We start from the raw sequence: 26,826 nt of genomic DNA on the forward strand, positions 1-26,826 counted from the left end.
CAAGGTAGATCACTGCGAGAAGCGTCGCTACCCGCCGCCTTTCCCTGCGTAGGACACGGCAAGTTGCTAAGCACGCGATGGTGGAAATTAGCTTTCTCAGCAGTATCAATGAGCAACTACCAGTCATTGGCTCATGTCGCATTGGCTGCACAACCCCACGGGCAATCGGGCGTGTGCACAGCATTAGTGATGGCGTTAAAACAGTTGGCAGGGATGGGATTTGCTGTCACATTAGGCTTAGGCTCCGCTGAAGGTTGCACAGATAAATCCACCACCCTGCTACCGCCCGATGTACCCCAAGATCCCACCTTGGCTATGTCCGCGCTGCTTCTCGTTCAACCGAAAGTGCAGCTGATGGATAAGCCGACAGCAGAGCAAACAACTGGACTCATTTCTGCGGTCAATGGGGCGTATTCGTAGTTGCGATGAAAACGACTAAGTAGAAATATGAAGACTCACATCGATATCGACCGCTGTAAACACGTTTACTGATGCAGTCAAGTCGGACATGGGTGAATCATTGAAATGGTTCTTTTGGGGTGTCTTTTTATGTGTACGGCATGATTCCGTGATTTGAACTATCGCTATTATTCGGAAGGTTCAACTTAGAAATGCGAGTAGCTCGCCTTAAGTTGCGAAGAAGATTACCTGTTTACAATATTCCGCTCGTGAAATGTGGCGGAGTTATCGATCGGCAAGATTTGCAACGTTTGCACTTTGGAGTGAATTAGTTCAACTACTTGTTCTATTTTTCATAATCCTGTTTTTGATGGGTTCTATGTGGCGTCTTTTTGTGCGGTTGTTCGTGCGGGACAACCAGATGGGGAGCGGGAGCGGTGGCGAGTCCGTCGAGGCGTGCACCTGTCTGACTGTTGGTGCAATTTGCGCTCATTGACAGACAGAATTCCGCAGTATGCTATCTCAATTAGGGGTGGTGTTTTCGCAGGTCAAGGTGCTATTCAAGTGGTGCAAATTGCACTGACACCCTACTTTCGACGGTTTTACGGTTGCGGCAAGCCATGTGCTGAAGGGTCGGTTCCGCAGGATTATGTGGGGATTGTCTTAGGAGTGGCTAGCTAGGGATTTGCATGGGTTGATGAGTTTGAGGTGCCGTTGGCGGGTTTTGAGGGAATATCTGGAAGGGCTGACAAGGTTCGCACCACAGTTCGCCATGCGAGTTGGGCAGTGTGCTTGCGGGGTTGCTTGAGGGTGTTGTTTCATGAATTATGCGGGTATCTATCTCTTATTGGGGTGGTGTTTTCGCAGGTCAGGACGGGTTTCAAATGGTGCAAATTGCACTGACACACCAATTTTGCCGGTTTTTCGTCGGATTGAGGTGTTTCCTTCCGGGGGCGTAACGGTCTGGCGGGGTGCGCGGGTCGCAGTTGGTGTGTCTGGTGGGGGATAGGCGTGGGTTGGTGGGATAACGAGTCTTTACCTTTTCTATACGTGGGGTGTGGTTGTGGCATGGGCATGATGTCGCTGGGTGATGATGTGGAAGGGGTGATCGTGTGTGTGACGGGGTTGCTTAGGGTGTCGTGTTGTGAATTATGCAGGTATCTATCTCTTATTAGGGTAGTGTTTCCGCAGGTTAGGGCGGGTTTCAAATGGTGCAAATTGCGCCGACACGCCAATTTCGCCATTTTTGGCCGTGTGTAGGGACAATTAGCTTTGGCTTGGTGGGCTGGAGTTGTGCGGTTGTCGGAGCGTCATCGATGGCGGGCTCCCTTCTGCTGCGCGTGACGGGCAAGCAAGTTGCGTGAACTAGATCCTCGCCTTGTATATATGTTCGTCGGGTGCGGGCGGTTGATCCTGAGGATTAGCGGGTTGGTGAAAGTGGCTAAATTGCATGCCCATCAAGTTTCTTCGACTACATTGCTCTCCGCAGAGCTGGGGTGATTTGATGACATGTTGGCGATTTGCAATCGTTGCAACATGTTGACCAAGCAGCTGAGGGCTTCACCCTAAAAGCGAATGGGTTGTAGTGTTTTTGACACCGGCGAGCATTATCGATCCTGGTGCATGTCTACTAGTTTGAAAAAGTGCATGTCCTTTGTGGGTGACATTGCCTTGCGTCGTTTGACTGTTTCATTGCTCGTTTGTTTAGCATGGCAAGTCGATGGCAGCAGCCTCTGCTATTCACGCTGTAACGCCAATATCGGCTAGTGGTTTGCCCGGTGTGCAGTTAAATGAGCATCCTGGTGATGATCGATGTTGGCTATCTCCTGCTCATCGATTTCCGTTGTTATTCATTCACTAGTAATGAAATTTTGCATTGTTGAGTATTGCGGCGTGAGGAATAGTCTGTTAAAGGGCTCGCAATTGTGTTCGGCTAAGTGTTGTGCCATCGGGAGGGTCACAGGGGTGCAAGAGTGGCTGGGGGTGTTGTGTCGCGCTGCTGCTAGTCGGTTTGGGTGGTTTCGACAAGGTTTGTTTTTGCGTACACCATCAGGTGAATGAGCCAGCCGGTGGCTGTGACTGCGAGGAAGCTTGTCATCCGATAGACAAACACTGCCCCGAGTGCACCGGCTGCAGTCATCCCGACCGCGACGAGGGCTGCGGTCATGACGGCTTCCACCGGCCCTAATCCCCCTGGGGTTGCTTGGACTGTTCCCGCGATTTTGCTGCTCACATAGGCAACGATGACTCCGGCAATGGTGGTGTGGGTGCTGTCAGCGTGGAGGGCAGGTAGCTGTCCGGTGACTGCACCGATGCATACTGATAGCGCCACAACGTCAAGGATCCAGTTGCCGAGGGAGAGCAGTCCTGCACTGATAAAGACTCGTTTAGAGAGTTCAACTGAGCCAAGCTGTCGGATTTGATTGGTAACTGTGTCAACATGCTGTAACCGGTCCTGTTTCCATAACCGATTCCACCAGCTTAAGAGGCGTCGCGCCCAGCGGATAAGGTGGCGTGGATGGTGGGTTGCCCACCATAGGGCGGCAAGCAGGCCGGTGAGGGTGAGCGTGGCGGGGATGATGGACCACAGTGGGATGGATGAGCCGAGGTTGGTAATTGACATCAGCCCCAGGCCGAGGAGCCAAATAGTGGACATTGCCCCGGAGAACACGATCTGCCAGGAGCAGAGTGCCACCGATGCGCCCCAGGAACGCATGGCGTTAAAGGACAGTACGGTGGCGATTGCTTGCCCGCCGGGCAGAGAGGTTGACCAGGCGTTCGCGGCAAATACGAGGGCGGTGGGTCGCCAGGGTGCGGGTCGTATCCCGCCGGCGGCAAGGAGGATCCGCATCACTTCACCCATGCACACCAGGGAAACACAGCTCAACAGGTAGCTCAGCAGCACCCCGGTTCGATCGGCGGCGGCAACTGCGGCAAGCCCTTGTTTGAGCATCGGTGCCCGATCGTTCAGAGCTATCGCTACGGCGGTGAACACGGCAAAGGGGGTGAGCCATTTCACCCACGGTTTCGCCCACCAGTGTTGCAGACAGGTGATCAGGCGGATGCCCCGGTGGCCGGTCGGGTCAGTTGATGGCCGGCTCACTGGTTCCCGCGCCTATTCCGGCGACGTCGCGCCACCCGGGATCCGTGGTGGTGAACTCGATCGCGTGGCCCGTCGACGGGTTGGAGTTTATCTTTCAGTTCAGCAAAACTCACCAGGTTGCCGTCGTCGGCGGTGGTGCGCCCACCGCGCTGCGCCACCGGCTCCTCAGCGGTGTGACTGCTGGTGGGGGTGTGGGCATCCCGGTTCGTGTTTTCGCTGTCGCTGACCGGCGTGACTCCTTTCGTCTCACCGGGATGATCCTGCTGCTCGGGGGAAGTGTGTTCAGATTGGGAGTGAGGGGTGAACGTTGCAGGTGACGCGGTTGTGCGCTGGTTGACCGCTTCCGGATGTGGCGGGGAAGTGATTGCATGCTCGTCACGCGGTGGAAGATGCCGAATCGGATACTGGCGCGGTGCCGCAGATGGTTGCTTTCGGATAGCGAAGTCATCAGCTGCGGCAGTGCTTTCGGTGGTGGACGCTGCTGGAGCAGAGGCTGTGGTTGCCGCAGCGACCGGCGGGGCGAGCTTGATATTCGCCGCCGGCGGTGTCACCTGCAGGGCAGGGGAGTGTTCCCCGTGGCCAAGATGTCTGCTGGCACGTTTCACCCAGCGGGGTGCCCACCAGTTGTCCTCCTGTAGCAGCTCCATGACCGCTGGCACGAGCAGCATGCGGATCACTGTCGCATCAAGCACCAGCGCCGCGATCATGCCGAAGGCGATGTATTTCATCATGACAATGTCGCTAAAACCAAACGCCCCACACACCACAATCATGATCAGTGCTGCCGCGGTAATAATCGATCCGGTATGTGCTGTGCCGTAGCGGATCGCCCGGCTAGTGGACATGCCACGCTGCCGAGCCTCCACCATTCGGGAAACCAAAAACACTTCATAGTCCGTCGACAACCCATAGACAATGCACACAATCAGTACCAGCACCGGGCTCATCAGTGGACCTGCAGTGTAGCCGAAGAGATCTGCCCCGAACCCGTCGACGAACATTGCCGTCAAAATCCCTAAGGTGGCCCCCAGGCCGAGGATCGTCATAATGATGGCTTTCGCTGGCAGGATCATCGATCCAAACGTCAACGACATGAGCAGGAAAGTAGCGATGACAATATAGATTGCCATCCATGGCAGTGTGTCAAACAGCGCCTCAATTGACTCGACTTCCAGTGCCGGGGTGCCACCAATATAGACCTTCGCGTCACCGGGCACATCCAATGCCCGCAGCTGGTCAATCACGGCTTTATTTTGTGTCCGGTCGGCAATCCCGGCACTTAACACCGTTGTTGCATCCTTGGTTTCCGAGGCGATCTTGAAGCGGCCGGTAAGCCCGGTCACCTGGTTGGCTTGCGCATAAATACTGGCAAGTTCGGTGTCGGTCGCATTGGTTACGACAAGTTTTACCGGGTCGGTGCGGAATTGTGGGAAGGTTGCATCAAAGCGTTCTTGCGCCTGGCGGGTGGCATGTGCCGGCGGCAGATAGGTTTCATTGATCCCCCCGAAAGAGACGCCGGCAAGCGGAATAGTCAACGCCAATAATCCACCAACGAGACCCACAGTGGTCAGGGTGGCGTGGCGTTGCGCAAACGCCGGAACCCGACCAAATATGCCCTGCTCCGGGTCGCGGGAGAAATCCTGCTTTCGAATCGTCAACGCATCAATGCGCCGCCCTAGCAAAGTGAACAAACACGGCAGTACGCACAGCGATAGCACCGCGGCAAGCCCCACGGCGCTGATCGCCCCGTAGGCGATCGATTTCAAAAATGCTTGCGGGAACAAGAACAGTCCCGACAGTGCGACCATTACCATGCCGGCGGAAAACACCACTGTTTTCCCTGCGGTGGCGGTGGTGGTGATCACTGCCTGGCGGGTATCAGCCCCGCGGCTGAGTTCCTCCCGGAACCGGGAGACCATAAATAGTCCATAGTCGATAGCCAGCCCCAGGCCGAGCAGAGTCACCACCGACTGAGCAAACACATTGACCTGGGTGACTGTTGCCAGCATCGACAACACCCCGAGCGAACCCAAAATGGAGAGCACCCCAACAATCAGCGGCATGCCGGCGGCGACAAGAGAGCCGAACACCAGCAGCAGTAACACCCCGACTGCGGGAAGTGCATATATCTCCGCCCGGTGAATATCGTCGGCCATCCCTTTATCGAGGGCATCAGCAATCGCCGTCGCACCGGCAATACGCACCTGTACGCCGCCGGCGAGATCGACCGTCGATCCGTCGGTGGCAACTTCTGGGGCGAGTGCCCGAAAGTCCCGCAAGGTTTGCTCCCCATCGCCACGTAAACCAATCGCGGCAAATGCGGTATCGCCCTCCGGGGAGATTAACTGCGGATTCAGCGCATCCGAATAGGAGACCACCTCAGCAACCTCATCAGGATGGGTGGCTTTGATTACCTCTAAGTAGGAGGCCATGGCGGTGCGGTTATCCGGATCGGCCATACTTTGCCCCGCGGGCGCAAAGAACATGACGATGACGTCGCCGGAATTGTCCCGGCCAAACGTGTCGAGTTCCAAGTTCTGTGCATAGGTTGAACCAGAATTCGGATCCACCCAACCTTCTTGGCTGAGTCGTTTGTCCAGCTGTGTTCCAGCCAGGAGATACACGCCGAGGATGATGCTCAGCACCACCACAGGCACCACTTTTGCGTGGCGGTATGCGAATGATCCCCACCGTCCAAACATCGTGTGTATCCCCTCTAGTGGATGGAAGTTTTCGACAAAGCGTTCATGTGCACAGTGGAAGTGGCACGTGAATAGGTGTTGTGATCTTACCGGCTGGTACCTGCGGGCAGGAAAGCTGAAACGTGCATGTGGAACAGGCCGTTGGTGTCGTCGGCAAACCCGCAGTTGAAAACAGGATGAGCAACCAACGCTGCATCCCACACGTCACAGCAGTAGCGTTATGTCACTAAACTTCACTATTTTAACACGCTCCCGGTGTTGCCCTGGGCGGGTGCGTGCCTTTTTTAGCATTGCTGCGGGAAACGGCGTTGGGCCGCGCGGCGTGGAAGGAATCGCAAGTACGAACCGTCGTGTGTGCTATCTCATATAACCCCGGCGAATCGCCCGAATGCGCAGCTCACAGCTGGGTGTGGTGCTAAAGAGAATCTTTCGCTTTATTCAGTAAGTAACCATCTTTTTCTTAACTACGTCTAAAGGGGGACGTGAGCTTGTCGTTCCACTAATGGGGACGCACAGGACTTGCGGGAAGCAGTAACTGTGCGCTGGGCACGGTTACATTGTCACTGCGCTGCCGTCATGGAGCATATGAGATTGGCAGCGCGAAAGAACTCCTAGGAGATTTTCATGCGTTCAATGAAGAAGGCAATCGCCGCAGCTGCAGTAGCGGGCGCCGTTGCACTCGGCGGGGTGACCCCGGCCACCGCGCAGTATGACGAAAATGTTTGGATCGAAAAATTCAAGCAAGCGACCAAACAATTGGAAAAACAGGAGTGCGGAACGGGCTGGTTAGCGAACAAAGAGCAGATCGACGCCTATAAGAAGGAACTTGCCGAGCAAAAGGCTCACCTTGAAGAGGTCATCAAGTTCTCCGGCGGCCACAATGAATTAAGCAAGGTAATTATTGAATACAATAAGGCAGTCGAGGCCAAGATTGACGAGTGCCAGAATCCGGTGACGAACATCGCCAGCAACCTGGGTTCGTCGAAGCTGACCCAGGGGTCGAGCGACAATGAAAATCAGGGTTCCAGCTCGAATAACGGCGGCGAGGAGAATGACAACAAGCCGCTGATTATCGTCGGTGTCCTCGTTGCACTGCTGGCACTTGCCGGTGGCGTCGTTGCAACCAACCCGCAGCTGATGGCACAGCTGCCACTGCCTCGCTAAGAACTCACCTAGCAGTTACCGTGACTGCGAGTAACACCTAGCCCGCGCAGAACAACTGCAGCACACTGCACAACCTTAGAGGGCGTGACGCCCAAAAAGGATGTTGTCCAGTGTGCTGCAGTTTTTCCTATGTTACTTCCGCAAACAGGACAGCGGGCGCAGTGGTGGCATCCAGCCACCCTGGTCGGGAAGCATCTCCAGCTGGATACGGGGCAACGGTTTTAAGAACACCCCGGGAATGTCCTCTAAGTCGACGAACTGCAGATTGTCTGCCGCTGTCGCCCAGGAGGCGTGCTCCCGGAAACCAATCACAGTCACCGGAATACCGGCGGCAGCGAGTTCATCCAGGATTTCTTTAAAGTTTTGCCCGTCGGCGCTCGCAACAACAACCCCGTCGAGCACATTTTGTTCAAAACGGCGTCGAATATGGGCAACCATATCCGGATCAACATCCGAGTCATCATGCAGCTTCGGCTTAGCAAACACCGAGAACCCGACGTTACGCAGTGCCTCCACCCAAGAGCGCAGCGCATCCTCGCTGCCGCGCAGCATGTTAGTAAACACAGTTGCTTCCGGAACAGGCGTGTGCCCGAGTTCAGCGGCACGCTGGTCGCAATAGTCAAGTAGCCACAGGCCAACTGCATCAAAGCGGGGACGGTTTACCGAACTTGGGCGGCCACCCAAAATTGCGCCCAACCCCATATCCACATTTGGGGCATCCCAAATGAGCAGAATCTCCCGATCACCCGGTGGTGGGAGGGGCTGGCTAGCGGTGACGGCAATGTCGCTGGTATCGGTATGTGCGGAAGTCATGTGCGATGCACTCAACCTTTATCTTTTACGTGAACTATGCGGTAAAGAAGCCCGTGTGCCAGGGGTGAAATCCTGGGCACGCGCGAAAAGTGAACAATGCAAGCAGGTGTTTTGCAGCACACCCAAGCTTGCGCAATCGCTTGCTGCCTTCCAAGCATAGTCATCGCAGGTGTGAGCCTTGACGGCACCCTCACTCACGGCTGGTTGAGCGGACTAGCCCCGCTTCCGCCACAAGTATTCCCGGATAACATGGTCTTTGTTTAAGCCTTTTCCCTCAAACTTGGTGATGAGCTGCCGGTCGGTGAGCTGTGGGCAGTCCTCCCACGGCCATCCCATATATTCCAAAGATGGTTCAACATTGACGAGCTCATCGATCCACTCGGCATAGTCGGCATGATCCGTTGCCACATGCAGCACCCCGCCGGGTCGTAACCGAGAGGCGAATAATCGCAACGGCCCTGATTGAATAATGCGCCGTTTGTGATGCTTCGCCTTTGGCCACGGATCCGGGAAGAACACGCGAATACCGGATAGTGATTCGGGGGCAATCATCCGATTGAGCACCTCAATCCCGTCACCGCGGATGAGGCGAATATTGTCCAAATTGCCGCGCACTGCTGCACCAAGCAGTTTCGCCAGGCCTGGTTTATACAGTTCCACAGCAATAACGTTGGTGTCTTGTTCAACGGCAGCCATTGCCGCTGTTGACGTGCCAGTACCTGAGCCGATCTCGACGATGGTTGGGGCGGTGCGACCGAACCACTGATCAACATCGATGCGTTCGTCGCTTAAGACCTTCCCGACACGCGGCCAATGCTCGACAAAGAGTCGCTGCTGGTTGTCGGTGAGTGTGCCACGGCGAAACGACACTGTGCCCAGGCGGGGATAGTCAAGACCATCATCGAAGGTGGATTGCAGTGGCCGTCCCGGTGGTAGTTCACCAACATTCGCGGCTGTTGCAGCAGATGGGGTATTCGTCGTCGATTGGGCATCGGCGGGGGCAGTGTCGTGGTCAGTCATGGCATATATTGTTTCATATCGGGCGCAAGAACCCCGTGTGTGAAAATCACCTGGCAGGATTCGTCGAAGTTACTCTGTGTCCGCAGTAAGCCCTACGCGTACTTGTAGCAGACGTGCGCGCCCAATATTCGCACAGGTTTGTACCCCACAAGTACTCCTACAAAGATTGCCACATACCACCTATGCAGCAACCTTGGTTTGGTGCCGCGGAAGCTTGCGTGGGTGGGCGGATCGGATCCTCGGAGCAGCAAGTATTCGCCTAAGCAAAGGATGCTGGGAGCTGCCCGTAGAGGAGAGAAGCCTTTTTCCATGAACGCACGCGCTATCCTGCTTGCCCTTGCCGGCTCTGTAAGTCTTGCTGCTGCTGGCTGTGCCGGAGAGCACCCGGCAGCAGTCGTTGAGACTGTGGTGTTGGAGACCGTCACCGTCACCCCTGCGGCGTCGACGGACCAGCAGGCCACTGCAACAATGGTGCATGATCCTGATCCGCTGGCGGAATTGCAGGACGCCTATGGTGCAGTGTTGAACAATCCCGGCATTGTTCCAATGCACCATCCCGATCCGAATGTTCGACCCGCCGGCAACTACAGCTACACGGTTGCTGATGTTGACGCCGATGGTCTCCCGGAGCTGCTCCTCCGCGTTGGTCGAAGTGATGAACGGCCGAATACTTGGAACATGGTCGCGATCGTGCGGGGCACCTCTACACCGGGGCAGTTGCAGTTTGCCGACAATATTCTGCTGGAAGGTAAGGCCGGTGCCGGCGGTAGTCGCATGCCGATGTTGCTTCCCGACGTCGGGAATCGTGGCGTATATCAAGTCTCTTATTATTGGCCGTATCCGGAAACCACGATTGAACAATTCGACATTGTTGATGGGGCGATCACGCTGCAAAACAAGTACCAGACATTTCTGCCTGAAGGGCTTCCCGCAGGAACCTGCCTGGCGCAATGGCGGCCGGTTAGCGATCTCACAGCGGTGGCCAACCTTAGCAACGGGGAATGTAACCACGCGTATTAATGGCCGGAGCCGCTACAGGCAGCCTGCATAACACGGCTCTGTTGTATTTGCGCCATCCCGTGAGGCCTGCACTGGGCTGCTATGCGGGCACCCTGGTGTCGGCCGTTTTCTGTGGTTCGGGTACACGGGGAATGTTGGCGCCGACTGCAGGAATTGAAATACAGTTGCGTGAAAGCGGGATGCTTCGAGCAGTATCGCGCAGTTTTTCCACCCGGAAAGGGGTAAAGGGTGGGGTAATCCGTTGTTACGCACACCTGGATGGGGCGGAAGTTGAGCAATCTCACAACGGCTACCGCACAGGGTACGCGTGCCTTTTCAATGGTCACCTCAATGCGGTAGTTTTTCCCTCGTCGCTTGGTATTTTCCCAGCTTAATGCGGACATGATTTATGGATCTGTCCTTATGGAATGACGTTTCCTGCTGTGGTGTGCGGCCTAGTACTGCGCAGTGGCGCGGGCTGGGAGTTGTTTTCGGGGAAAAAATTGCGGTGAAGCGGGGAATTTCTTTCTCGACCTCCTGCGCGGCTGACTTGCACGGTAATAGTCTGGTCAGTGAATCAGGGCCGCTGATTCGGGCGGCCTGTCGTCCCTTTTTGCTGCGTGGATCGCAGCGTGAAAAAGGTTGAACAGGAAGGGTTCTTGGATCATCATGAACACGCTTAGCACCAAACGACTGGTGAGCCTGCTGTCAGTGGCTGCACTGTCCACTGTGGGCCTGGCCGCCTGCGGCTCAGACGACACGGCAAAGGATGCAGTAGATACTGCCTCAAGCACCGTGTCGAGCGCTGCCAGCGAAGCCGCTCCTAGTGGGGATGCTGTCGCCATCGAGTATTGGCACCGTCTGCCGGACAAGGATGGCATGATCAAGGTTGCTGAGGCTGCCGACGAATTCAATGCCGCAAACCCGGATATTCAGGTCAAGACGGTGAAGTTCGAAGGTGACGCCACCGCCAGCTATGACAAGATTTCGGCGGCGATCAAGGCAGGTAACGCCCCATGTTTGGCACAGGCCTCCTATGATGGCCTGCCCGCCATGCTTATGCGCGGTGAACTCATGGATGTCACCGATCTTGCCAAGGAGTACCAAGATCACTACGGTGCCGGCCCGTGGGGTCAAGTCACCTTGGGTGGCAAAACCTATGGTCTGCCGCAGGACACCGGCCCGCTGGTCTACTACTACGACAAGGATGCCTTCGACGAGCTGGGGATCACCGCCCCAACCACCTGGGACGAATACTGGTCGAATGCTGAAAAGGCACAGGCTGCCGGCAAGTACACCTCCGCCTTCTTCAAGGATGAAGCCGGTGACTGGTATGCCGCATTAAACGCCGCCTACGGCGCACAATGGTTCGACATCGACGGTGACGCGTGGGCAGTTGACGTCAACGGACCTACCTCGCAAAAGGTGGCCGATGCGTGGCAAACCTCCATCAACTCCGGCACTACCCTGGTTGCTGATCGGTGGGGCGACCCGGCACCAACCGACACGGCACTGAAAGAAGGCACCCTCATCGGCTATATCGGTGCCGCTTGGGAAGCTGCTTTCAACCTTGATCCGCTAGGAAAAGAAGAGGCAAACTGGCAGGTAGCCCAAATGCCGGAACAGCAGTCCGGTCCATGGGGCGGCTCTGCACTCGTTGTCTTGAAGGGCTGCGAAGCACCAGAGGCCGCACTGAAATTCGCCGACTGGTACAACACCAACCTCAAGGCCATGGCCAGCCAGGGGCTCGTGCCGGCTGCCAAGGGCAAGGTGGAAACCCCAGAGGCCATTAAGAAGCTCTATGGCGGACAAGATGTCATGGCTGAGCTGACAAAGGCTGCTGACAATGCCAACCCGCGCTGGCTGTACAGCCCAACTTGGCCAACGGTGAAAGAAACCCTCATCGACAATGCGGGCAGCGGTATGCCGCTGCAGGCCAACATTGACGCGGCGCAAGCTGAGGCGATCACCTCACTGGAAGGTGCCGGCCTGCAGGTGAAGAAGTAGACCCACAACCTCTCGCACCGCGCACTGCGCAGGGGATAGCCCCGAACCCGGGCAGGATCAGCGCCCTGTTGATCCTGCCCGGTAGCACCCCACCCGCAAAAGCTGCACATCTGAGATATACAAAACAACACAGCAAGGGCGTTGTTGTCACCACCCACCGCGAAGTATCCCTATCCTTCCTCACCGGTGCCACGCCCCGCAGTCAACAACACCACCATCCGCACCACACACTCAACGACTGCACCACAGCACACACACGGATTTTTCCCAACGCAGGAGGGAAGGACTTTTCGTCGTGACCACCCCCACCACCGCACCACCCGCCCGGTCAAACGAGGCCTACATTCGTGCCCGCGCCCGGCGACGTGCCATGTACGGCTGGATTTTCCTCGCGCCGTTCGCTTTCTTATTCCTCATCGTTTTTATCGTCCCGATTTTCGTCTCCGCATACGAGGCCTTCTTCCAAATGAAAGTCTCCGGCGGCGGCGCTTACGGCGGCGGCGAACTCAGCCGCCAATTCGTCGGATTAGAAAACTTCCGCAATGCGGTCACCGCACCCAACTTTTGGCGCGGCATGGGGCGAGTGTTCCTCTTCGGGATCGTACAAATCCCGATCATGATCCTCATCGCCCTCGTCTTAGCGCTCGTACTTGATTCGGTCGCCGCCCGGCATCAAAAGCTGTACCGGCTGCTGTACTTCCTGCCCTACGCCATCCCCGGCATCATCGCCGCCATCATCTGGATCTATCTCTACACACCAGATGTGTCACCGATCTTCCAACTCTTCGGTATCAGCCCCAACCTGTTTGACCACAATGTGGTGTTGTGGTCGATGGCCAATGTCACCACCTGGACATACACCGGCTACAACATGCTGATCTTCTACTCTGCCCTGCAGTCCGTGCCCACGGAACTCTACGAGGCTGCCCGCATCGACGGCGCCAGCGAATGGCAGCTCAACACGAAAATCAAAATCCCCATGCTGTCCTCGGCAGTCCTGCTGACCGTCCTGCTGTCGATCATCGGCACCATTCAGCTATTTAACGAACCAGCCATGTTCCAAAAAGTCGCTGCCCTGCCATCGGACTACATGCCAATGCTCATGGCGCTCGCGATTAAGAACAACCAAGTCACAGTCGGCGGTGTATCCGGTGCCGGCCCTGCTGCCGCAGTATCCCTCGTGATGGCCATCATCGCCGGTGTTCTGGCGCTGCTCTACGCGCTTATTCAACGGAAGGTGGCACCAAGCAATGACTAGGGAAAACACGGCAACCCTGCCCGACGGGCGCACCTATACGCCATCGAAAGGCAATGTGCCCCAGTCGCTCAAACCGAAACCACTCACCACAGTCATCATCCGGGCTGCCCTGCTTATCGTGGCAATCTACTTTATGCTGCCGGTGTATTGGCTACTGATATCTGCGACAAAATCCGATAACGGGCTCACCGAATCCAACGGTTTCTGGTTCGCCCCCCAAACCGCGAACGGCCGCAACATTGGTGGCTTCCACCTGGTGGAAAACTATCAAGGGCTGATGGCCTATTCCGCCTCCCACGGCCACTATTGGCGGTGGGTCGGCAACTCAGTGCTGTACTCGGTATCCGCCGGGGTTATTGGGGTACTGGTATCAGTGATGGCCGGCTATGCGTTGAGCAAATTTAAATTCCGCGGCTCAGCTCTCGTCCAAGGCTGCATCATGGCCGGCCTGCTCATGCCGGTCGCGCTGCTCAGCGTGCCGCTGTATCTACTGTTCAGCGAATTTGGTCTGTTGAACAATCCGCTGGCTGTCATCATCCCCTCTGCAGTGTCCCCCTTCGGCGTGTTCCTTGCCCGGGTGTATGTGGAAGCCTCCGTGCCCGACGAGCTCTTAGAAGCAGCCCGCATCGACGGTGCCGGCGAATTCCGCATATTCTTCACCATGGTGCTGCGCCTACTCGCCCCCGCTATGGTGACCATTTTCCTCTTCATTTTCGTCGCCACCTGGAACAACTTCCTGCTGCCGTTGATCATGATGACCGACGAATCACAAAAACCAGTCACCGTCGCCCTCTACGGAATGCTGGCCTACTTCGACCCGGACAAGGGACAAGTACTCCTCGGGGCACTGATGGCTATCGCCCCGGTCGTAGTATTGTTCACCTTCCTGCAACGATTCTGGCAGTCCGGGTTGGCTGCCGGCTCAGTGAAGGGATAGCCACACCTGCGGCCAGTCGCCGGCACCCGACAGTGACCTGCCGGGATCCCGCCGGCGACTAGACCCTGGTCAGCAGAGTTGCTCGTCCCGCTTGGCGGCGCAATCCCCCTCCCGGGAACCCCGGATCACTGTATGGTGTTCACTGAAAAATCGACACCCCGCAAAGGTAACCATCAATGGCTTTCTTCCATCCTGACCAAACCGTATTCTACGGTGGGGACTACAACCCGGAACAATGGGATGATCCGGCAGTGTTAGCTGAAGACATTCGCCTCATGCAGGAGGCGAAAGTCAACTTGGTGACCCTTGGGGTGTTCGCTTGGGCGAAACTTGAACCCAGCCCCGGCCAGTATGAGATGCAGTGGCTCATCGACATTCTTGACCGGCTTCACGCTGCCGGAATCGCCGTCGATATGGCTACCGCCACCGCCTCCCCGCCGGCGTGGCTGGCACACAAATTCCCCGATTCGCTACCTGTTGACGCCCAAGGGCGACGTCTAAAATTCGGATCCCGTCAACAATATTGTCCCACCTCCCCGGCATATGCGAACCGTGCCCGAGCGCTCGTGGAACGGCTCGTCAGTGCCGTTGGTGAACATCCAGCCATTGTCATGTGGCATGTCAACAATGAATATGGCTGCCATGTGCATGAATGTTTCTGTCGGCGCTGCGCGGAAACATTCCAGCAATGGCTAGACGTCAAATACGACAACGATATTGATGCGTTAAACCAAACCTGGGGCACCGCATTTTGGTCGCAAACCTATTCCTCCTTCGACGAGATCCAACCCCCACATTTACTGCCTACCTTCGCCAACCCGGTGCAGGTGGTCGACTGGCGCCGCTTCTCTGACCATATGCTGCGGCTACTCTGCGCCCAAGAGTGTCTCGTGCTGCGGGAACAACTCTTTGAACCCCCAGTTATCACCACCAACTTCATGGGGCTGTTCCCCCATCTGGACTATTGGCTCTGGTCTGCAATGGTGGGGGTGGTCTCTGACGACTCCTATCCTGACCCGGCCAGTAGCGCTGCCGCAGCCCAGATCGCATTCGACAGCGACCTGATGCGCAGTCTCAAACAGCAGCCTTTCATCCTGATGGAACAAGCCCCTTCAGCGGTGCAGTGGCGCAGCGTCAACGCCCCGAAACCGCTCGGGGTGAACATGCTGTGGTCTATGCAGCGGATCGCACACGGTGCCGATGGGATTATGCACTTTCAATGGCGGCAATCGATTCGTGGGGCAGAAACCTTCCATTCGGCGATGCTGCCCCACGGCGGCACCAACACCCGTGTGTGGAAAGAAACCGTCGCCCTTGGTGCGGCTTTAGAAGAGCTTCCCGTTGTTCATGGCCGTATGCCGAAAGTATGCACCGCATTGCTGTTTTCGTGGGAAAGTGAATGGATTCGACAGTCCTGTGTCGGTCCGGTCGAACACGAATTCGGCAGTGCTGCCCGCAAATGGCATCGCACCCTCTTTGAGGCTGGCTACACCAGTGATTTCGTCAACCCGGATACGGTAACCGTCGACGAGCTGCGCCGCTATCTGCTTGTTGTAGTGCCAGAGCTATTCGCTATGGATCAGCGGCTCGCCGACACACTCCAGCAGGCCGCCGAAGCAGGTGTACAAATCATTATCGCCGGCCCATCCGGGGTAGTGGACAACAACGGGAAAGCACACAATGAACGCGACGGTTATCCATTGGCGTCACTCACCGGGGTGAAAGTCAACGAACCCTGGCCGACCTGTCTTAATGAACATGGAACAGCCCGCATTGTGGATAGCCCCTACGAGGCGCCCAATAGTCTCACCGACCGGATCACCGGCGGTAGTGACCTGATAGGTCCGCCGCTCGGCATTCACATTGAACTTCATCATCAACCCTTAAAAGAAGCCACCCTCGTCGACATTGGGCAAGACCCGGCCAGCGACAGCCGCTACGGCGGCACCACCTGGGCGGAATCCCTCAGCATTGACGCCGATGTCGAAGTATGGGCACGCTACGGGTATCAAGGGGTACTTGCCGGTGAACTCGGCGGACTCCCTGCCATCGTGCATCGCATCCACGGCGCCGGTGGCGTGACCTATGTCAGTTTCGACGCGAACGCCTGCTTTAGGGATGGGCTTTGCACCATGCTGCTCGACGCACAGCCTGGGGTGCGGGATGTGGAACAGGCCAAAGGGGTGGAACGGGTACGCCGCGGCAATGTCGAATTCCTCCTCAACCACGGTCGTGACCCGGTCTATATGGAGCTCATGTCTAGTGGTGCCCAAGCCGGCGCGCAGAAAGCTGTCGTCCCCCCGGTGAGCGCAGCCACCATCCATCTCAGCGCGGACGCAACCCCCATCATCACCACCTACCGGCACTTCGTCGATGATTCGTTCAACACGGAACGATTCTAGACATCAGCAAAGCTGCGCAACCACCGCAAAAACAACCCATCGACCACTCCTGCAGCGGCATAGCCGCAGCTAGTCCTGTGTGGCTTGCTGCGGGGTGCGTTACCGTGCCGGTGGTGGGGGCAGCAGGCGGGCAATCAGTGGGCCATATTGCACAGCAAACATGGCTAAAGTCACCAGCAGCGGCAGCAGCGACATCGGATCGGAAGAATTCGCCTGCCGTGAAGCACCGCTGAGATCATTGGTGACAACACCATTACCGCCAGTGGTGCCGGGGCGGGGATCATATTTCGGATTCCTCCCAATGTCGCCGGTGGGATCCGCGGTAAACGGTGTCACCGAATACTGCACACTATCGCCCCCGCCAAGGTCGATAGCAACCTGATACGCCGACTCGGCGTAGCTGGAACCATACCGGAAGGGGGCCTCAAAAATCAGGGTGCTGGCCGCATACGCCGACCGAGTCGCTGTTCGGTGGATCACCGTGCCGTCTGCACCGGTAATAGTTACCGGGAATGCTTTCCCGGCCGGCAAATTCGGCACATATATGCTCCAGGTGCGGAAATTTAGCAATTCCTGCGGGAAATATCCGGCTGCAGGCCACGCCACAATCTGGCCAGCATCATCTTGCTGATACACCCCGTTGCTTAACGTGTGTGCGGCAAGAAACGAATAATACGTCCCGTCGCTGCTCGGTGCCGAGGCCAGCCCATAGGCAGTCGCTGCAAGCCGCGGACTCAGCAGCTGCACCCGATGACCCGGATCAGGCAAATCGTCATCCGCAATTTTCACCTGCAGCAGCTGCGGCAAATTATTGGCATCACTCGCCGACGTAGAAAGCGTCGATGTTGACACCCCGCGGATCGCCTCGTCGGTGGCGCACAACCAGCTGCTATCCGGGGAATGGGTGAGCCTAAGTTCGCGGCCGCCACTGTGCAGATAGTCCACTGCATGCATCACCGCACCGGCCTGCTCGGCACGCCAAATCGAATCGGAGGAATCAATCAGGGTCACCGGGGAAGTGTGATTAAACGCCCGATAGGCGTTGTGGAGCGCCAACAGATTGCGAATAGTTGCCGCATCAAGCCGTTGTGGTTGCGGACATCCGGAGTCGGTGATCTCCTGGCCACGAGCCGGGTTACGGGTCATCACCGCCCGATACAATCCTGCCGCCTGCGCGCGACTATTCGTGGGAACCTGTCGATTGCCGGTGAGCTGCCCAAGCGGCACAGATTCCCGCGCCGGCCCCACCGGCACAATACCTTCTTCGGCAACCGCACCTGGCACAGCAATCGGCGCGGAACTCAGTGCTAGCGACATGATTGCAGCCACTACTACCCGTGGGGTTCGACGGATAAAGCGAGACACAGTTCCACCACTTTCGCAAGACAATTTCGTCGACCGCACACAATCGACATCCCGACTAGTCGCACTCACAATAGCAAAACAGAATGCCCCCTTTAGGTCGGCCAAGCCTCTCCGGGCAGCGACTGCCAGCAACTGGGGCTGGTGCACCGTCAGCTTTCGTGGTCGCTAATCGTGGCTTTATGCTCCCGCTGCTGTAACACATGGGTCACATAGGAGCGAACCGCCGTATCGATGCCCACATCCTCACCGGCAGCCTCCGAGATATACCAGCGATGCTCCAAAATCTCGTGGTAGAGCTGTGCTTCCTGATATTGGCGGCGGAATTTCTCCGGCACCAGCTCCAGGGTGGGGCGAAACGCTTCCAAAATCCACAGCCGGGCAACCGCCTGATTCAACTCGTCGCCCAACCCTTGCACGGATGCAAAGGTGCGCATATCGTCGATGAGCCGTTTCGCTTGTGCCTCCTGCACATCCAATCCGGTGAGATGCTTCACCTGTCGCTGATTATGGCCAGCATCCACCACCTTTGGACGCACCACAAACGCCTCATTGCCCGCATCGTGCACCATCGACATCTCCCCAATGTCGAAACCTAGCTCGGCTAGCCGATCAATCCGAGCAGTGAGCTTCCATCGCTGATCCAAGCCGATGGTCTCTTCACCGGTAAGTTCCTCCCACAGTTGTTCGTAGGATTCCACTACGGCACAGCCAATTTCGATGACATCTATCTCCGGATCCAGCAATCCGCCTGCCTGCAGATCCATCAATTCGCCAATAATATTGACCCGCGCCAGCTCTAGATCGTGGCTGCGCTGCCCGGCGGTGAGCTCATCGTGCAGCTCGCCGGTTTCCGCATCGACCAGATAGGCTGCGAAACCGTCGGCGTCTTTCCGAAATAGGGTGTTCGACAGCGACACATCTCCCCAAAAGAATCCCAGCAAATGAAGGCGCACCAGCAGCACCGCTAGCGCATCGATAAGACGATCCGCCATTGAAGGATCAATATCTTCGGCAAATAGTGCCCGGTAGGGCAGCGAAAATGGGAGATGCTTAGTGATCAGGCATGATAATAAAGGCTCCCCGCCGGGGGTGGTGCGGCCAGTGACCACCGCATAGGGACTCACCATAGGCGGGCCGAGTTTGCCCAAGCGAACCAGCATGTCGTATTCCCGCCAGGCGATCTTCTCCGGGGTTTCTTTAATTGCCACCACCTGGTCGCCAACATTGACAAATCGCACCGTGTGTCGGGAAATACCACGCGGCAATGCTGCTAATAGCCGCACAGGCCATTTCTCTAGGGGACGATCCCAGGGAAGATTCATCAACTGCGGGTCAGGGGAGGCAGCATTAATCGACAGCGGAGCCATAGCTTCTGTTGTACTCTCCAACATTGGCTGGGCGCATCTTGCTACCCCTGTCCGCGCCGACAACACCCACAGACACAGCAGTTCCTTAACTCCGCAGTTGGATGTGAAACTTCACAATCTTGGTGAGGTGCCGGTGAAGAACCTGCCGCTGCGACGCTTACAAAGCGGGACGAAAAAACGCTGTGGTTGACAACGGGACGTCGTCGACCACAGCGTACTATCTTGCGTTTCGCGCCACGGGGGCGCAGACGCTCAATGCTTAGCGGGGAACTGGAATATTCAGCTGAGCCGCCAGCGCAGGGTTGGAGATCACCGCGCCAGCCAGCCCTGCGAGCAGGGCAATGATGACGACAGCGCCGACAAGCCCCTGGTTGTCGGAGGAACCATTGTCGGTCTTATTGCCATTGGTGTCAGTGTTGAACCCTGGCAGGGAGGAACCATTGGTGTCCTTGGAAGAACCCAGTGCTTCAGAGACGGTCGGTTCGAGAACCTTGCACTCAATGAGGCGGGTTTTTAAGTTGTCATTGCCACGATCGGCGATCGTTTCAAGTTCCGCCTTGAGCTCTGGGCTGAAGATTGCGGCTGCAAACTTGTTGGTCACCAAATTCATGTCGGTTTCCCGCTGCTCGCGGAGACGTTCCCGGATTTCATCTTGTGACTTGTTGCCATAGATGTTTTTCAAGTTGGAGCATTTCTCATCGGCTTTTTTGTCAGCGATGGAGGTAGCGAATTCGATGATTTTCTTCTCTGCGAAGCCCCACTCTTTTGCCTGTGCCGGCATGGTGGTAGCGGTAAACATGAGGCTGGCACATACAGCACCAGTGAGGACTCGTTTGAAAGTTTGCATAGCAGCCACTGTATAACGAATTGACTAAATACGAAAGGAGTTCGACAGTTTTCTGTCCTACGGGGGGCTGCACACATGGTGCTGTTGTGTCGGATAGTCCCCGGAGTGCTTCTCACGCAGCGAGCAGAAAACGACGGAAGCCACCTTTCGCCTTGCTGCGGGACGCTGAGGCGGAAGGTGGCTGTAACCGAGTGAATAAAAGCGAGGCCGGTTTATGCGGGCAGGCGGCGGCCAGTTGCAGCAGAGAATTGATGCTGCTGGTCGGGGCGGATCCGTACGTGAATGGTGGCGCCGCGACCAGGGGCGGTTCGTGGAGGAACACGCACAATGATCTGGTTGCTGGTCTCTTCACTACCCGAACCGAGTGACACATCGGAAGCACCCGCCAAGGTGCCGTAGATGTATGCGTCAGAGCCGAGCTCTTCAACCAGGTCGATGGTTACCGGAATGGAAACGCCATCTTCTTCGCTGACCACGTCACAGGCTTCTGGGCGGAAGCCGATAACCACCTTGCCGTTGTCTTCTGGGGTCAGCGCTGCCACTGTGGCCGGGCTGAGTTCCACCCGGGCAGGGCCTAGCACTGCATGATTGCCTTCAACCGCGAAGGTGCCGATATTCATCGCCGGGGAACCGATAAAGCCGGCAACGAACACGTTCGCTGGTGCTTCATACATCTCCCGCGGGGTGCCGACCTGCTGCAGAATGCCATCTTTCAGCACCGCAATACGGTCACCCATGGTGAGCGCTTCCGTCTGGTCGTGGGTCACATACACGGTGGTGACACCCAGTTTGCGCTGCAAGGAAGCGATCTGGGTGCGGGTTTGCACACGCAGTTTCGCATCCAAGTTCGACAGCGGCTCGTCCATAAGGAATACCTGCGGTTTCCGCACAATGGCGCGCCCCATTGCCACACGCTGACGCTGACCACCGGAGAGTGCCTTCGGTTTGCGGTCAAGATACGGGGTGAGATCCAGGATTTGGGCGGCTTCTTCCACCCGCTGATTAATCTCATCCTTCGGGGTGCCGGCGATTTTCAGAGCAAACCCCATGTTCTCCCGAACCGTCATATGCGGATAGAGCGCATAGTTTTGGAAGACCATAGCAATGTCGCGGTCTTTCGGCTGCACGTCGGTGACGTCCCGGTCGCCGATTAAGATACGGCCCGAGTTGACGTCTTCCAAACCGGCGAGCATACGCAGCGATGTGGACTTACCGCAGCCGGACGGGCCGACCAGAACAAGGAATTCGCCGTCGGCGATGTGCAGATCGAGTTCGTCGACGGAAGGATGATCGGCACCGGGATAGATCCTGGTTGCCTTATCAAAAGTTACTGTTGCCATGGTGTTCCTCCACCGGCAGGTACGTGCCGGACGATCCGAGTGGAGTGTTTAGTGTGTGGGGCTTGCGCAATCGGCGGGTTTTGGTGAAACGGCCGACGCCAAAAGCCGTCCCTGACAAGAAACACTATGTGAATAGGTATGTGACTCCAGTCACCTTCAGGGCGACTGGGCGCACTGCGTTACATTGTTCCATATCTGACAGGTGCGAAGTTGTGATATCGCCCAATCGGGGGGTGGGTGTTGGGGGATGAAGCAAACATCGTTCCCTTGCCCGATCCGCAATACGGCGAACCTGGTTCTACAACGCCACTCCTGCTCAATCTTTCCTGGCGGTGGCACTAGCGCCGAGTATTGAAAGTGTGTAATAACACTAGAGAAAACGCTAAAATCCGCTGCTCCAGGGGGACGTTACGGGATAGGGCGATAAGCTGGCATAGGCTGTAGAAGGACCCGATCGGCAACTGACCGCGGCTGCGCGTGAGTGCACCGGGCGGGTGAACACACCCCGGGGAAGCGTCGAAACACAGTGCAATACCTTTTCACATCCGTTTGCCCTGTGAGATTTCAGACAATCCAGAAGTTGTCAGACGATCGTTGGATCAGTCGGCTTCTGCACCTGCTGCAAGCCTGCTCGATAGCGCCCTGCTGGGCTGCAGTGAGTCGTGGGAATTGCACCGATTCGACTTATGATACGAAGTGATCAGTCCGCAATTCAGTGCTCTCGAAACGGATGACACAAGCCCCAGGATGCCCGCATTTCGCACCGGGATGAGTCGGTGCCGGGAGCTGTCCAACCTGCCGATGATCGTATGCAAGCTTGGAATGGAGGGAACCTATGAATCGTCAACTGCGCCTCACCCGTCTGCTTGAACTCGTCACCGCGCAAGGCTTTGTCACCATCGACGATTTGGTCGACTCGCTGGAAGTGTCGGCGGCAACCGCACGGCGCGATGTGGAATATTTAGCGAATCAGCAGCTACTGACTCGCACCCGTGGTGGGGCGATGGCGAACGCCACCTCCGGGGAGATTCCGCTGGGAATGAAAGCGACGAAACGTTCCCGGGAGAAAAAAGCGATCGCAGCTGCTGTTGCCGCACAGGTGAAACCCGGTCAGGTCATTGCCTTAAATGGCGGCACCACAGCCACCGCCTGCGCATATGAGATCGGCATTGCTACCGCGGCGGAGGAAGCCTTCACCCGCACTCCGCTGACAGTGGTGACAAATGCGGTCAATATTGCCAACGACTTGGTGGTGCGACCGGGGGTTCGGCTGGTGGTGATCGGCGGAGTGGCGCGTGCCCAATCCTATGAGCTGATCGGTCCGCTCGCGGAACCAATGCTGCGCAACATCGACATTGACACGTTCTATATCGGGGCTGATGCGGTCGACCCGCAGCGGGGACTCTACACCCACAATGATGGGGAAGCAGCAATTAATTCCCGGCTGGTGCAAGCAGCCCGCCACACCGTTGCCATCACCGACTCGTCGAAGTTTACGACCAGTGCGTTCGCCCATATTTGCAATATCAGTCATCTGGCGGCGCTGATCACCGACAACGGAATTAGCGACGAGCAGTTGGCGGCGCTGCAGGAACGCACCGAAGTGCTGCTCGTCGACCCAGCAGCCAACAACAGCTAGCCCCGTCCTATGAGGCTGCGTTGCAGCACACGACTTCGAATCACCCCAGAGTTTTCGTTTTTGCGTGAAACTTCCCACTTTGCGCACTAAAGTGCAGATTATTGGTGGGTTTTCCTGATTATTCAGGGAAAACGCCAACACCACACCAGGAACCGCTGCATCTCTCTAGGGGCCTTCGACCATGTCGCAATTTCCGGCGAACAGACTCACTCTTCCGGTTCAACACGGCATCGATGACATACTGCACAAAATCACCGACCGACTGCACGCTGATGCGTGGCGCAACAGCGACGGCACCGAGCTCCCCGGGGAAGCGCACAGCGCCGACGTGGCGATCTACGCCACCTACTTTCCGGCGCGCGGCGACCAAGCCCATGCCCTAGCCCATCCGGAAGAAACCACCCGGATTTATCTCATGAGTCACCCGGTGACTGCGTTTGCATCCACCCTCACCATTGACATTATGGACGGCTATTTTGCGCAGCAGATAGCCCCCGACATCACCTGTGATCTGCGGCGCTACTGGCAGGTAATTGATCGCACCACCGGGGAGACAATCACCCCCGACGCTTGGCAAGTCACTAGTGTGCCACGCACCGATGCACATGATTTTCCAGATGACGATCCCCGCAGCCAACAGGTGACCGTCACCATCAGCGACACGCAGCCCACCCACGAATACACGGTGAACTTTCTTGCCTGGCAGTTGTGGGATTCCACCCAAATGTACAACTACATCACCAACGGCTGGCATCGTGATCCGACCCGGGAAAAGGAACGCCCCTACGACACCCGCTATCCGGCAACCCACATTCATCAGCGGGAACAGCTCGACCAGTGGCTGCGGGATAACCCGCACGTTGACGTGGTGCGGTTTACCACCTTCTTCTATCACTTCACCCTGGTTTTCGACGAAACAGGCAAGCAACGCTACGTCGACTGGTTCGGCTACACCACCACCGTGTCGCCGGCCGCACTGGAGGCTTTTGCTGCCGAATATGGTTATGAACTCGTGCCGGAAGATTTCATCGACGGCGGCTACTACAACAGTCCTTTTCGGCCGCCAAGGAAACGCTATCGGGATTGGATGGAGTTCACTGGCCGGTTTGTGTGCGACCGGATCGCGGAACTCACCGACATTGTGCATCAGCATGGCCGCACCGCGATGATGTTCTTAGGTGATAACTGGATCGGCACCGAACCATATGGGCCGAACTTTGCCAACTGCGGGATTGATGCGGTGGTCGGTTCGGTCGGTTCGGCAGCAACCTGCCGCATGATCAGCGACATTGAGCATGTGTCGTTGACCGAAGGGCGGTTTCTGCCCTATTTCTTCCCCGACGTGTTCAACCCCGATGGTGATCCAGTAGGGGAGGCGTGGACGTCGTGGCGGCAGGCGCGCCGGGCGATTATGCGGCATCCACTTGATCGGATGGGATACGGCGGATATTTAGATTTGGCGCTGAAAACCCCTGGTTTTGTGGAGGTGATGGAGGAGATCGTCACCGAATTTCGGGCGATTGCTGATGCTGGCACGGCTGAAGATCCGGCAACTACCGGGGTGACAGTGGCGGTGATCAATGCGTGGGGCAAGCTCCGCTCTTGGCAAACCCACATGGTGGCGCATGCTTTGCCGTACACCTTCACCGACGGCTATGTCGGTGTGCTGGAAGCTCTTGCCGGACTGCCGGTTGATGTGCGCTTTATCAGCTTCGACGAGGTCATCGAGTCGCAAGGGGCTGTGCTTGCCGATGTTGATGTGTTGATCAATGTTGGTGCCGCCGGGGAGGCGTTTAGCGGCGGTCCGGCGTGGGATGATCCTGTGCTTTGTGAACTGATTCGCCGATTTGTGGCTGCCGGCGGGGGGATTGTTGGTGTTGGTGAACCCACAGCCACCACCGGCTATGCGGATCGTTGTTTTGCTTTGTGTGACGTGTTTGGGGTGGATAAGGAACGCGGATTTTCCCTGTCCACTGATCGGCATTGGGAGTGTGTGCCTCCTGCGGCCACACTGGGCGTTGATGTGTCGCTCCTCGGTGAGCTACCAGATCATGGATCAATGATTGTGCCGGTGCGTGACAGCGTGGAATTGCTTGCGGTCGGCGACAACCGGGTGCTGTGTGCATCCCACCGCTATGGGCAAGGGCAGGCCTGGTATGTGCACAGTTTGCCCTATAGTCCTGGCCGTGCCCGGCTGCTGCTCGGCGTGCTCCACGCAGCAGCAGGTCGTCCACTGGGTGGGTGCGACTTGCCGCTGGCGGCCGATCCGGCAGTGGATGTTGCCGTCTATCCTGCCCAGCAGCGCATGCTGGTGGCGAACTCAACTGATCAGCCAGTAACCACGACGATTACCGGGGTTGGGGAGTCGCTGACATTGCCAGCACATGGCTCCCGGTGGCTGCCCTACCCGGCGGGGAAGTAGTCGAACACGTCAGCACATGTCCGGTGTGCGCCACCGGACTGGCTGGCTTTCCGACAGCCGGGGTTGCTGGCTACTTGACCCGTGACACGCCATCTGCTTGCGATGTTTCGGCTACGGGTTTTGCAAACACCAGCACCAGATTGCTGGTAAGAAACTCCCGAACAACAGGAATATGTACAACAGGCCACGCCCACCATGGATGGTAGCGCGGAAAGGCAGCAACGAGTTCGGTGCCGTTTCTCCTGGCATGTTTCGCGTAGCGCAGCCCGGCGGCGGCAGATACCGCAAATAACGACTGGCCGAACACATTCTTCGGTGGATGGCCGTGCCGCCGCTCATAGCGGCGGCGGGCAAACTCGCCGCCAATATAGTGCGGAATCAGCCCTGTTTCGTGGCCGCCGAACGGCCCTAGCCACACTGTGTAAGACAACACCATAAGCCCGCCGGGTTTCACCACCCGCAGCATTTCATCGGCCATCGCCCACGGGGTGGGGGTGTGTTCCACCACATTAGAGGAATACACCAGGTCAAAGCTGTTATCGGCGAAGGGCAGTGCCTCACCGCGGGCGCGGATACATGGGCTCGTCGGGCTGCCGGTGGCGGCCAGCTCCGCGTGGTCAGGTTCCACACTGTAGTAGCTTGCACCCCGATCGCTGAATGCTGCGGCAAACCAGCCCGGTCCGCCGCCGACGTCTAAAATCTTCAAACCCGCCAGCGGGTCACGGTTTTCGAAGTTGGCGGAGACAGAACCAGCACCTGCATTAGCAGCTGTTGCGAAGCGTGACATCCCCGCAGGATGATGCTTTTCCCACAGCAGAGAGAGCAGGGTTGCGGTGTCGTTAGCCAGCAGACGGTAAAACACTGCCGGTTGCTGCTGCTCAAGCGGGAAAGCGCGAAGCAGCCGCCAGCTGCGGGGCAAGCGGGCAAACTGTTGCATACGCGAACGCGGCAAAACCATGACAGCTCCTGACAGCACCAGTAACCAACACAACAGGCGGCCAAGGCTCATGTACACCACTGCGCAAGGACGGACAGGCAGGCT

The 26,826-nt window shown here is 57.2% G+C and carries 18 protein-coding genes; 9 read left to right on the forward strand and 9 right to left on the reverse strand.

What is annotated here, in order from left to right:
• The first annotated feature begins 108 nt into the window (after positions 1-108).
• On the forward strand, positions 109-420 hold the full coding sequence (locus CCHOA_RS00685; protein WP_123925761.1) for a hypothetical protein: 312 nt from the start codon (positions 109-111) through the stop codon (positions 418-420).
• Positions 421-2,401: 1,981 nt separating this feature from the next.
• On the opposite strand, the gene CCHOA_RS00690 is transcribed toward CCHOA_RS00685, so the two are convergent.
• Complete coding sequence (locus tag CCHOA_RS00690) at positions 2,402-3,502, reverse strand: lysylphosphatidylglycerol synthase transmembrane domain-containing protein (protein ID WP_245992154.1); 1,101 nt, start codon at positions 3,500-3,502, stop codon at positions 2,402-2,404.
• Positions 3,499-6,204, reverse strand: coding sequence for an MMPL family transporter (locus CCHOA_RS00695; protein WP_123925763.1), 2,706 nt, complete (start codon positions 6,202-6,204; stop codon positions 3,499-3,501). The genes CCHOA_RS00690 and CCHOA_RS00695 overlap by 4 nt, the downstream gene beginning before the upstream one ends.
• Positions 6,205-6,828: 624 nt before the next feature.
• Here CCHOA_RS00695 and CCHOA_RS00700 point away from each other — a divergent pair.
• Positions 6,829-7,368 carry a hypothetical protein gene (locus CCHOA_RS00700; protein ID WP_123925765.1) on the forward strand — a complete coding sequence of 180 codons (540 nt, stop codon included), beginning with the start codon at positions 6,829-6,831 and terminating at the stop codon, positions 7,366-7,368.
• Positions 7,369-7,500: 132 nt separating this feature from the next.
• Here CCHOA_RS00700 and CCHOA_RS00705 read toward each other — a convergent pair whose 3' ends face one another.
• Positions 7,501-8,181 carry an NYN domain-containing protein gene (locus CCHOA_RS00705; protein ID WP_123925766.1) on the reverse strand — a complete coding sequence of 227 codons (681 nt, stop codon included), beginning with the start codon at positions 8,179-8,181 and terminating at the stop codon, positions 7,501-7,503.
• Positions 8,182-8,394: 213 nt separating this feature from the next.
• Positions 8,395-9,201: a tRNA (guanosine(46)-N7)-methyltransferase TrmB gene (gene trmB, locus CCHOA_RS00710; protein ID WP_123925768.1), complete on the reverse strand. Its 807-nt coding sequence runs from the start codon at positions 9,199-9,201 to the stop codon at positions 8,395-8,397.
• Positions 9,202-9,510: 309 nt separating this feature from the next.
• On the opposite strand from trmB, the gene CCHOA_RS00715 reads away from it, so the two are divergent.
• The 5 genes from CCHOA_RS00715 (at position 9,511) to CCHOA_RS00735 (ending at position 16,804) form a co-directional block, all read left to right on the forward strand.
• Positions 9,511-10,221, forward strand: a complete 711-nt coding sequence (locus tag CCHOA_RS00715; RefSeq protein ID WP_123925770.1) for a hypothetical protein — start codon at positions 9,511-9,513, stop codon at positions 10,219-10,221.
• 648 nt (positions 10,222-10,869) lie between these two features.
• Positions 10,870-12,207 (forward strand): ABC transporter substrate-binding protein, encoded by a 1,338-nt coding sequence (locus CCHOA_RS00720; protein WP_123925772.1) that lies wholly within the window; start codon positions 10,870-10,872, stop codon positions 12,205-12,207.
• 295 nt (positions 12,208-12,502) lie between these two features.
• Complete coding sequence (locus CCHOA_RS00725; RefSeq protein WP_206425804.1) at positions 12,503-13,465, forward strand: carbohydrate ABC transporter permease; 963 nt, start codon at positions 12,503-12,505, stop codon at positions 13,463-13,465.
• Positions 13,458-14,402, forward strand: coding sequence for a carbohydrate ABC transporter permease (locus CCHOA_RS00730; protein ID WP_123925774.1), 945 nt, complete (start codon positions 13,458-13,460; stop codon positions 14,400-14,402). Before CCHOA_RS00725 ends, CCHOA_RS00730 begins: the two co-directional genes overlap by 8 nt.
• Before the next feature lie 176 nt (positions 14,403-14,578).
• Positions 14,579-16,804, forward strand: a complete 2,226-nt coding sequence (locus CCHOA_RS00735) for a beta-galactosidase (protein WP_123925776.1) — start codon at positions 14,579-14,581, stop codon at positions 16,802-16,804.
• Positions 16,805-16,903: 99 nt separating this feature from the next.
• Here the strand turns inward: CCHOA_RS00735 and CCHOA_RS00740 are convergent, their stop codons facing one another.
• The 4 genes from CCHOA_RS00740 to CCHOA_RS00755 form a co-directional block, all read right to left on the reverse strand.
• Positions 16,904-18,169: a hypothetical protein gene (locus tag CCHOA_RS00740; RefSeq protein ID WP_123925778.1), complete on the reverse strand. Its 1,266-nt coding sequence runs from the start codon at positions 18,167-18,169 to the stop codon at positions 16,904-16,906.
• 149 nt (positions 18,170-18,318) lie between these two features.
• Entirely contained in the window at positions 18,319-19,536 is a 1,218-nt protein-coding gene (locus CCHOA_RS00745) for a DUF4032 domain-containing protein (RefSeq protein WP_123925780.1), read from the reverse strand.
• Between the two features lie 259 nt (positions 19,537-19,795).
• Positions 19,796-20,383: a hypothetical protein gene (locus CCHOA_RS00750; RefSeq protein WP_123925782.1), complete on the reverse strand. Its 588-nt coding sequence runs from the start codon at positions 20,381-20,383 to the stop codon at positions 19,796-19,798.
• 212 nt (positions 20,384-20,595) lie between these two features.
• Entirely contained in the window at positions 20,596-21,723 is a 1,128-nt protein-coding gene (locus CCHOA_RS00755; protein ID WP_123925784.1) for an ABC transporter ATP-binding protein, read from the reverse strand.
• Positions 21,724-22,558: 835 nt separating this feature from the next.
• On the opposite strand from CCHOA_RS00755, the gene CCHOA_RS00760 reads away from it, so the two are divergent.
• Together CCHOA_RS00760 and gnpA are read left to right on the forward strand one after the other, a co-directional pair.
• Entirely contained in the window at positions 22,559-23,362 is an 804-nt protein-coding gene (locus CCHOA_RS00760) for a DeoR/GlpR family DNA-binding transcription regulator (RefSeq protein ID WP_123925786.1), read from the forward strand.
• Positions 23,363-23,543: 181 nt separating this feature from the next.
• On the forward strand, positions 23,544-25,784 hold the full coding sequence (gnpA, locus tag CCHOA_RS00765; protein ID WP_123925788.1) for a 1,3-beta-galactosyl-N-acetylhexosamine phosphorylase: 2,241 nt from the start codon (positions 23,544-23,546) through the stop codon (positions 25,782-25,784).
• 70 nt (positions 25,785-25,854) lie between these two features.
• Here gnpA and CCHOA_RS00770 read toward each other — a convergent pair whose 3' ends face one another.
• Positions 25,855-26,742, reverse strand: coding sequence for a class I SAM-dependent methyltransferase (locus CCHOA_RS00770; protein WP_123925790.1), 888 nt, complete (start codon positions 26,740-26,742; stop codon positions 25,855-25,857).
• Between the last annotated feature and the right edge of the window lie 84 nt (positions 26,743-26,826).

Source organism: Corynebacterium choanae (assembly GCF_003813965.1).
Lineage (GTDB): Bacteria > Actinomycetota > Actinomycetes > Mycobacteriales > Mycobacteriaceae > Corynebacterium > Corynebacterium choanae.

Excerpts from the sequence above, each read along its gene's own strand:
- CCHOA_RS00685 (WP_123925761.1), top strand. The coding sequence starts at position 109 with ATGAGCAACTACCAGTCATTGGCTCATGTCGCATTGGCTGCACAACCC.
- CCHOA_RS00695 (WP_123925763.1), bottom strand. The coding sequence starts at position 6,204 with ATGTTTGGACGGTGGGGATCATTCGCATACCGCCACGCAAAAGTGGTG.
- CCHOA_RS00700 (WP_123925765.1), top strand. The coding sequence starts at position 6,829 with ATGCGTTCAATGAAGAAGGCAATCGCCGCAGCTGCAGTAGCGGGCGCC.
- CCHOA_RS00705 (WP_123925766.1), bottom strand. The coding sequence starts at position 8,181 with ATGACTTCCGCACATACCGATACCAGCGACATTGCCGTCACCGCTAGC.
- trmB (WP_123925768.1), bottom strand. The coding sequence starts at position 9,201 with ATGACTGACCACGACACTGCCCCCGCCGATGCCCAATCGACGACGAAT.
- CCHOA_RS00715 (WP_123925770.1), top strand. The coding sequence starts at position 9,511 with ATGAACGCACGCGCTATCCTGCTTGCCCTTGCCGGCTCTGTAAGTCTT.
- CCHOA_RS00720 (WP_123925772.1), top strand. The coding sequence starts at position 10,870 with ATGAACACGCTTAGCACCAAACGACTGGTGAGCCTGCTGTCAGTGGCT.
- CCHOA_RS00730 (WP_123925774.1), top strand. The coding sequence starts at position 13,458 with ATGACTAGGGAAAACACGGCAACCCTGCCCGACGGGCGCACCTATACG.
- CCHOA_RS00735 (WP_123925776.1), top strand. The coding sequence starts at position 14,579 with ATGGCTTTCTTCCATCCTGACCAAACCGTATTCTACGGTGGGGACTAC.
- CCHOA_RS00745 (WP_123925780.1), bottom strand. The coding sequence starts at position 19,536 with ATGGCTCCGCTGTCGATTAATGCTGCCTCCCCTGACCCGCAGTTGATG.
- CCHOA_RS00750 (WP_123925782.1), bottom strand. The coding sequence starts at position 20,383 with ATGCAAACTTTCAAACGAGTCCTCACTGGTGCTGTATGTGCCAGCCTC.
- CCHOA_RS00755 (WP_123925784.1), bottom strand. The coding sequence starts at position 21,723 with ATGGCAACAGTAACTTTTGATAAGGCAACCAGGATCTATCCCGGTGCC.
- CCHOA_RS00760 (WP_123925786.1), top strand. The coding sequence starts at position 22,559 with ATGAATCGTCAACTGCGCCTCACCCGTCTGCTTGAACTCGTCACCGCG.
- gnpA (WP_123925788.1), top strand. The coding sequence starts at position 23,544 with ATGTCGCAATTTCCGGCGAACAGACTCACTCTTCCGGTTCAACACGGC.
- CCHOA_RS00770 (WP_123925790.1), bottom strand. The coding sequence starts at position 26,742 with ATGGTTTTGCCGCGTTCGCGTATGCAACAGTTTGCCCGCTTGCCCCGC.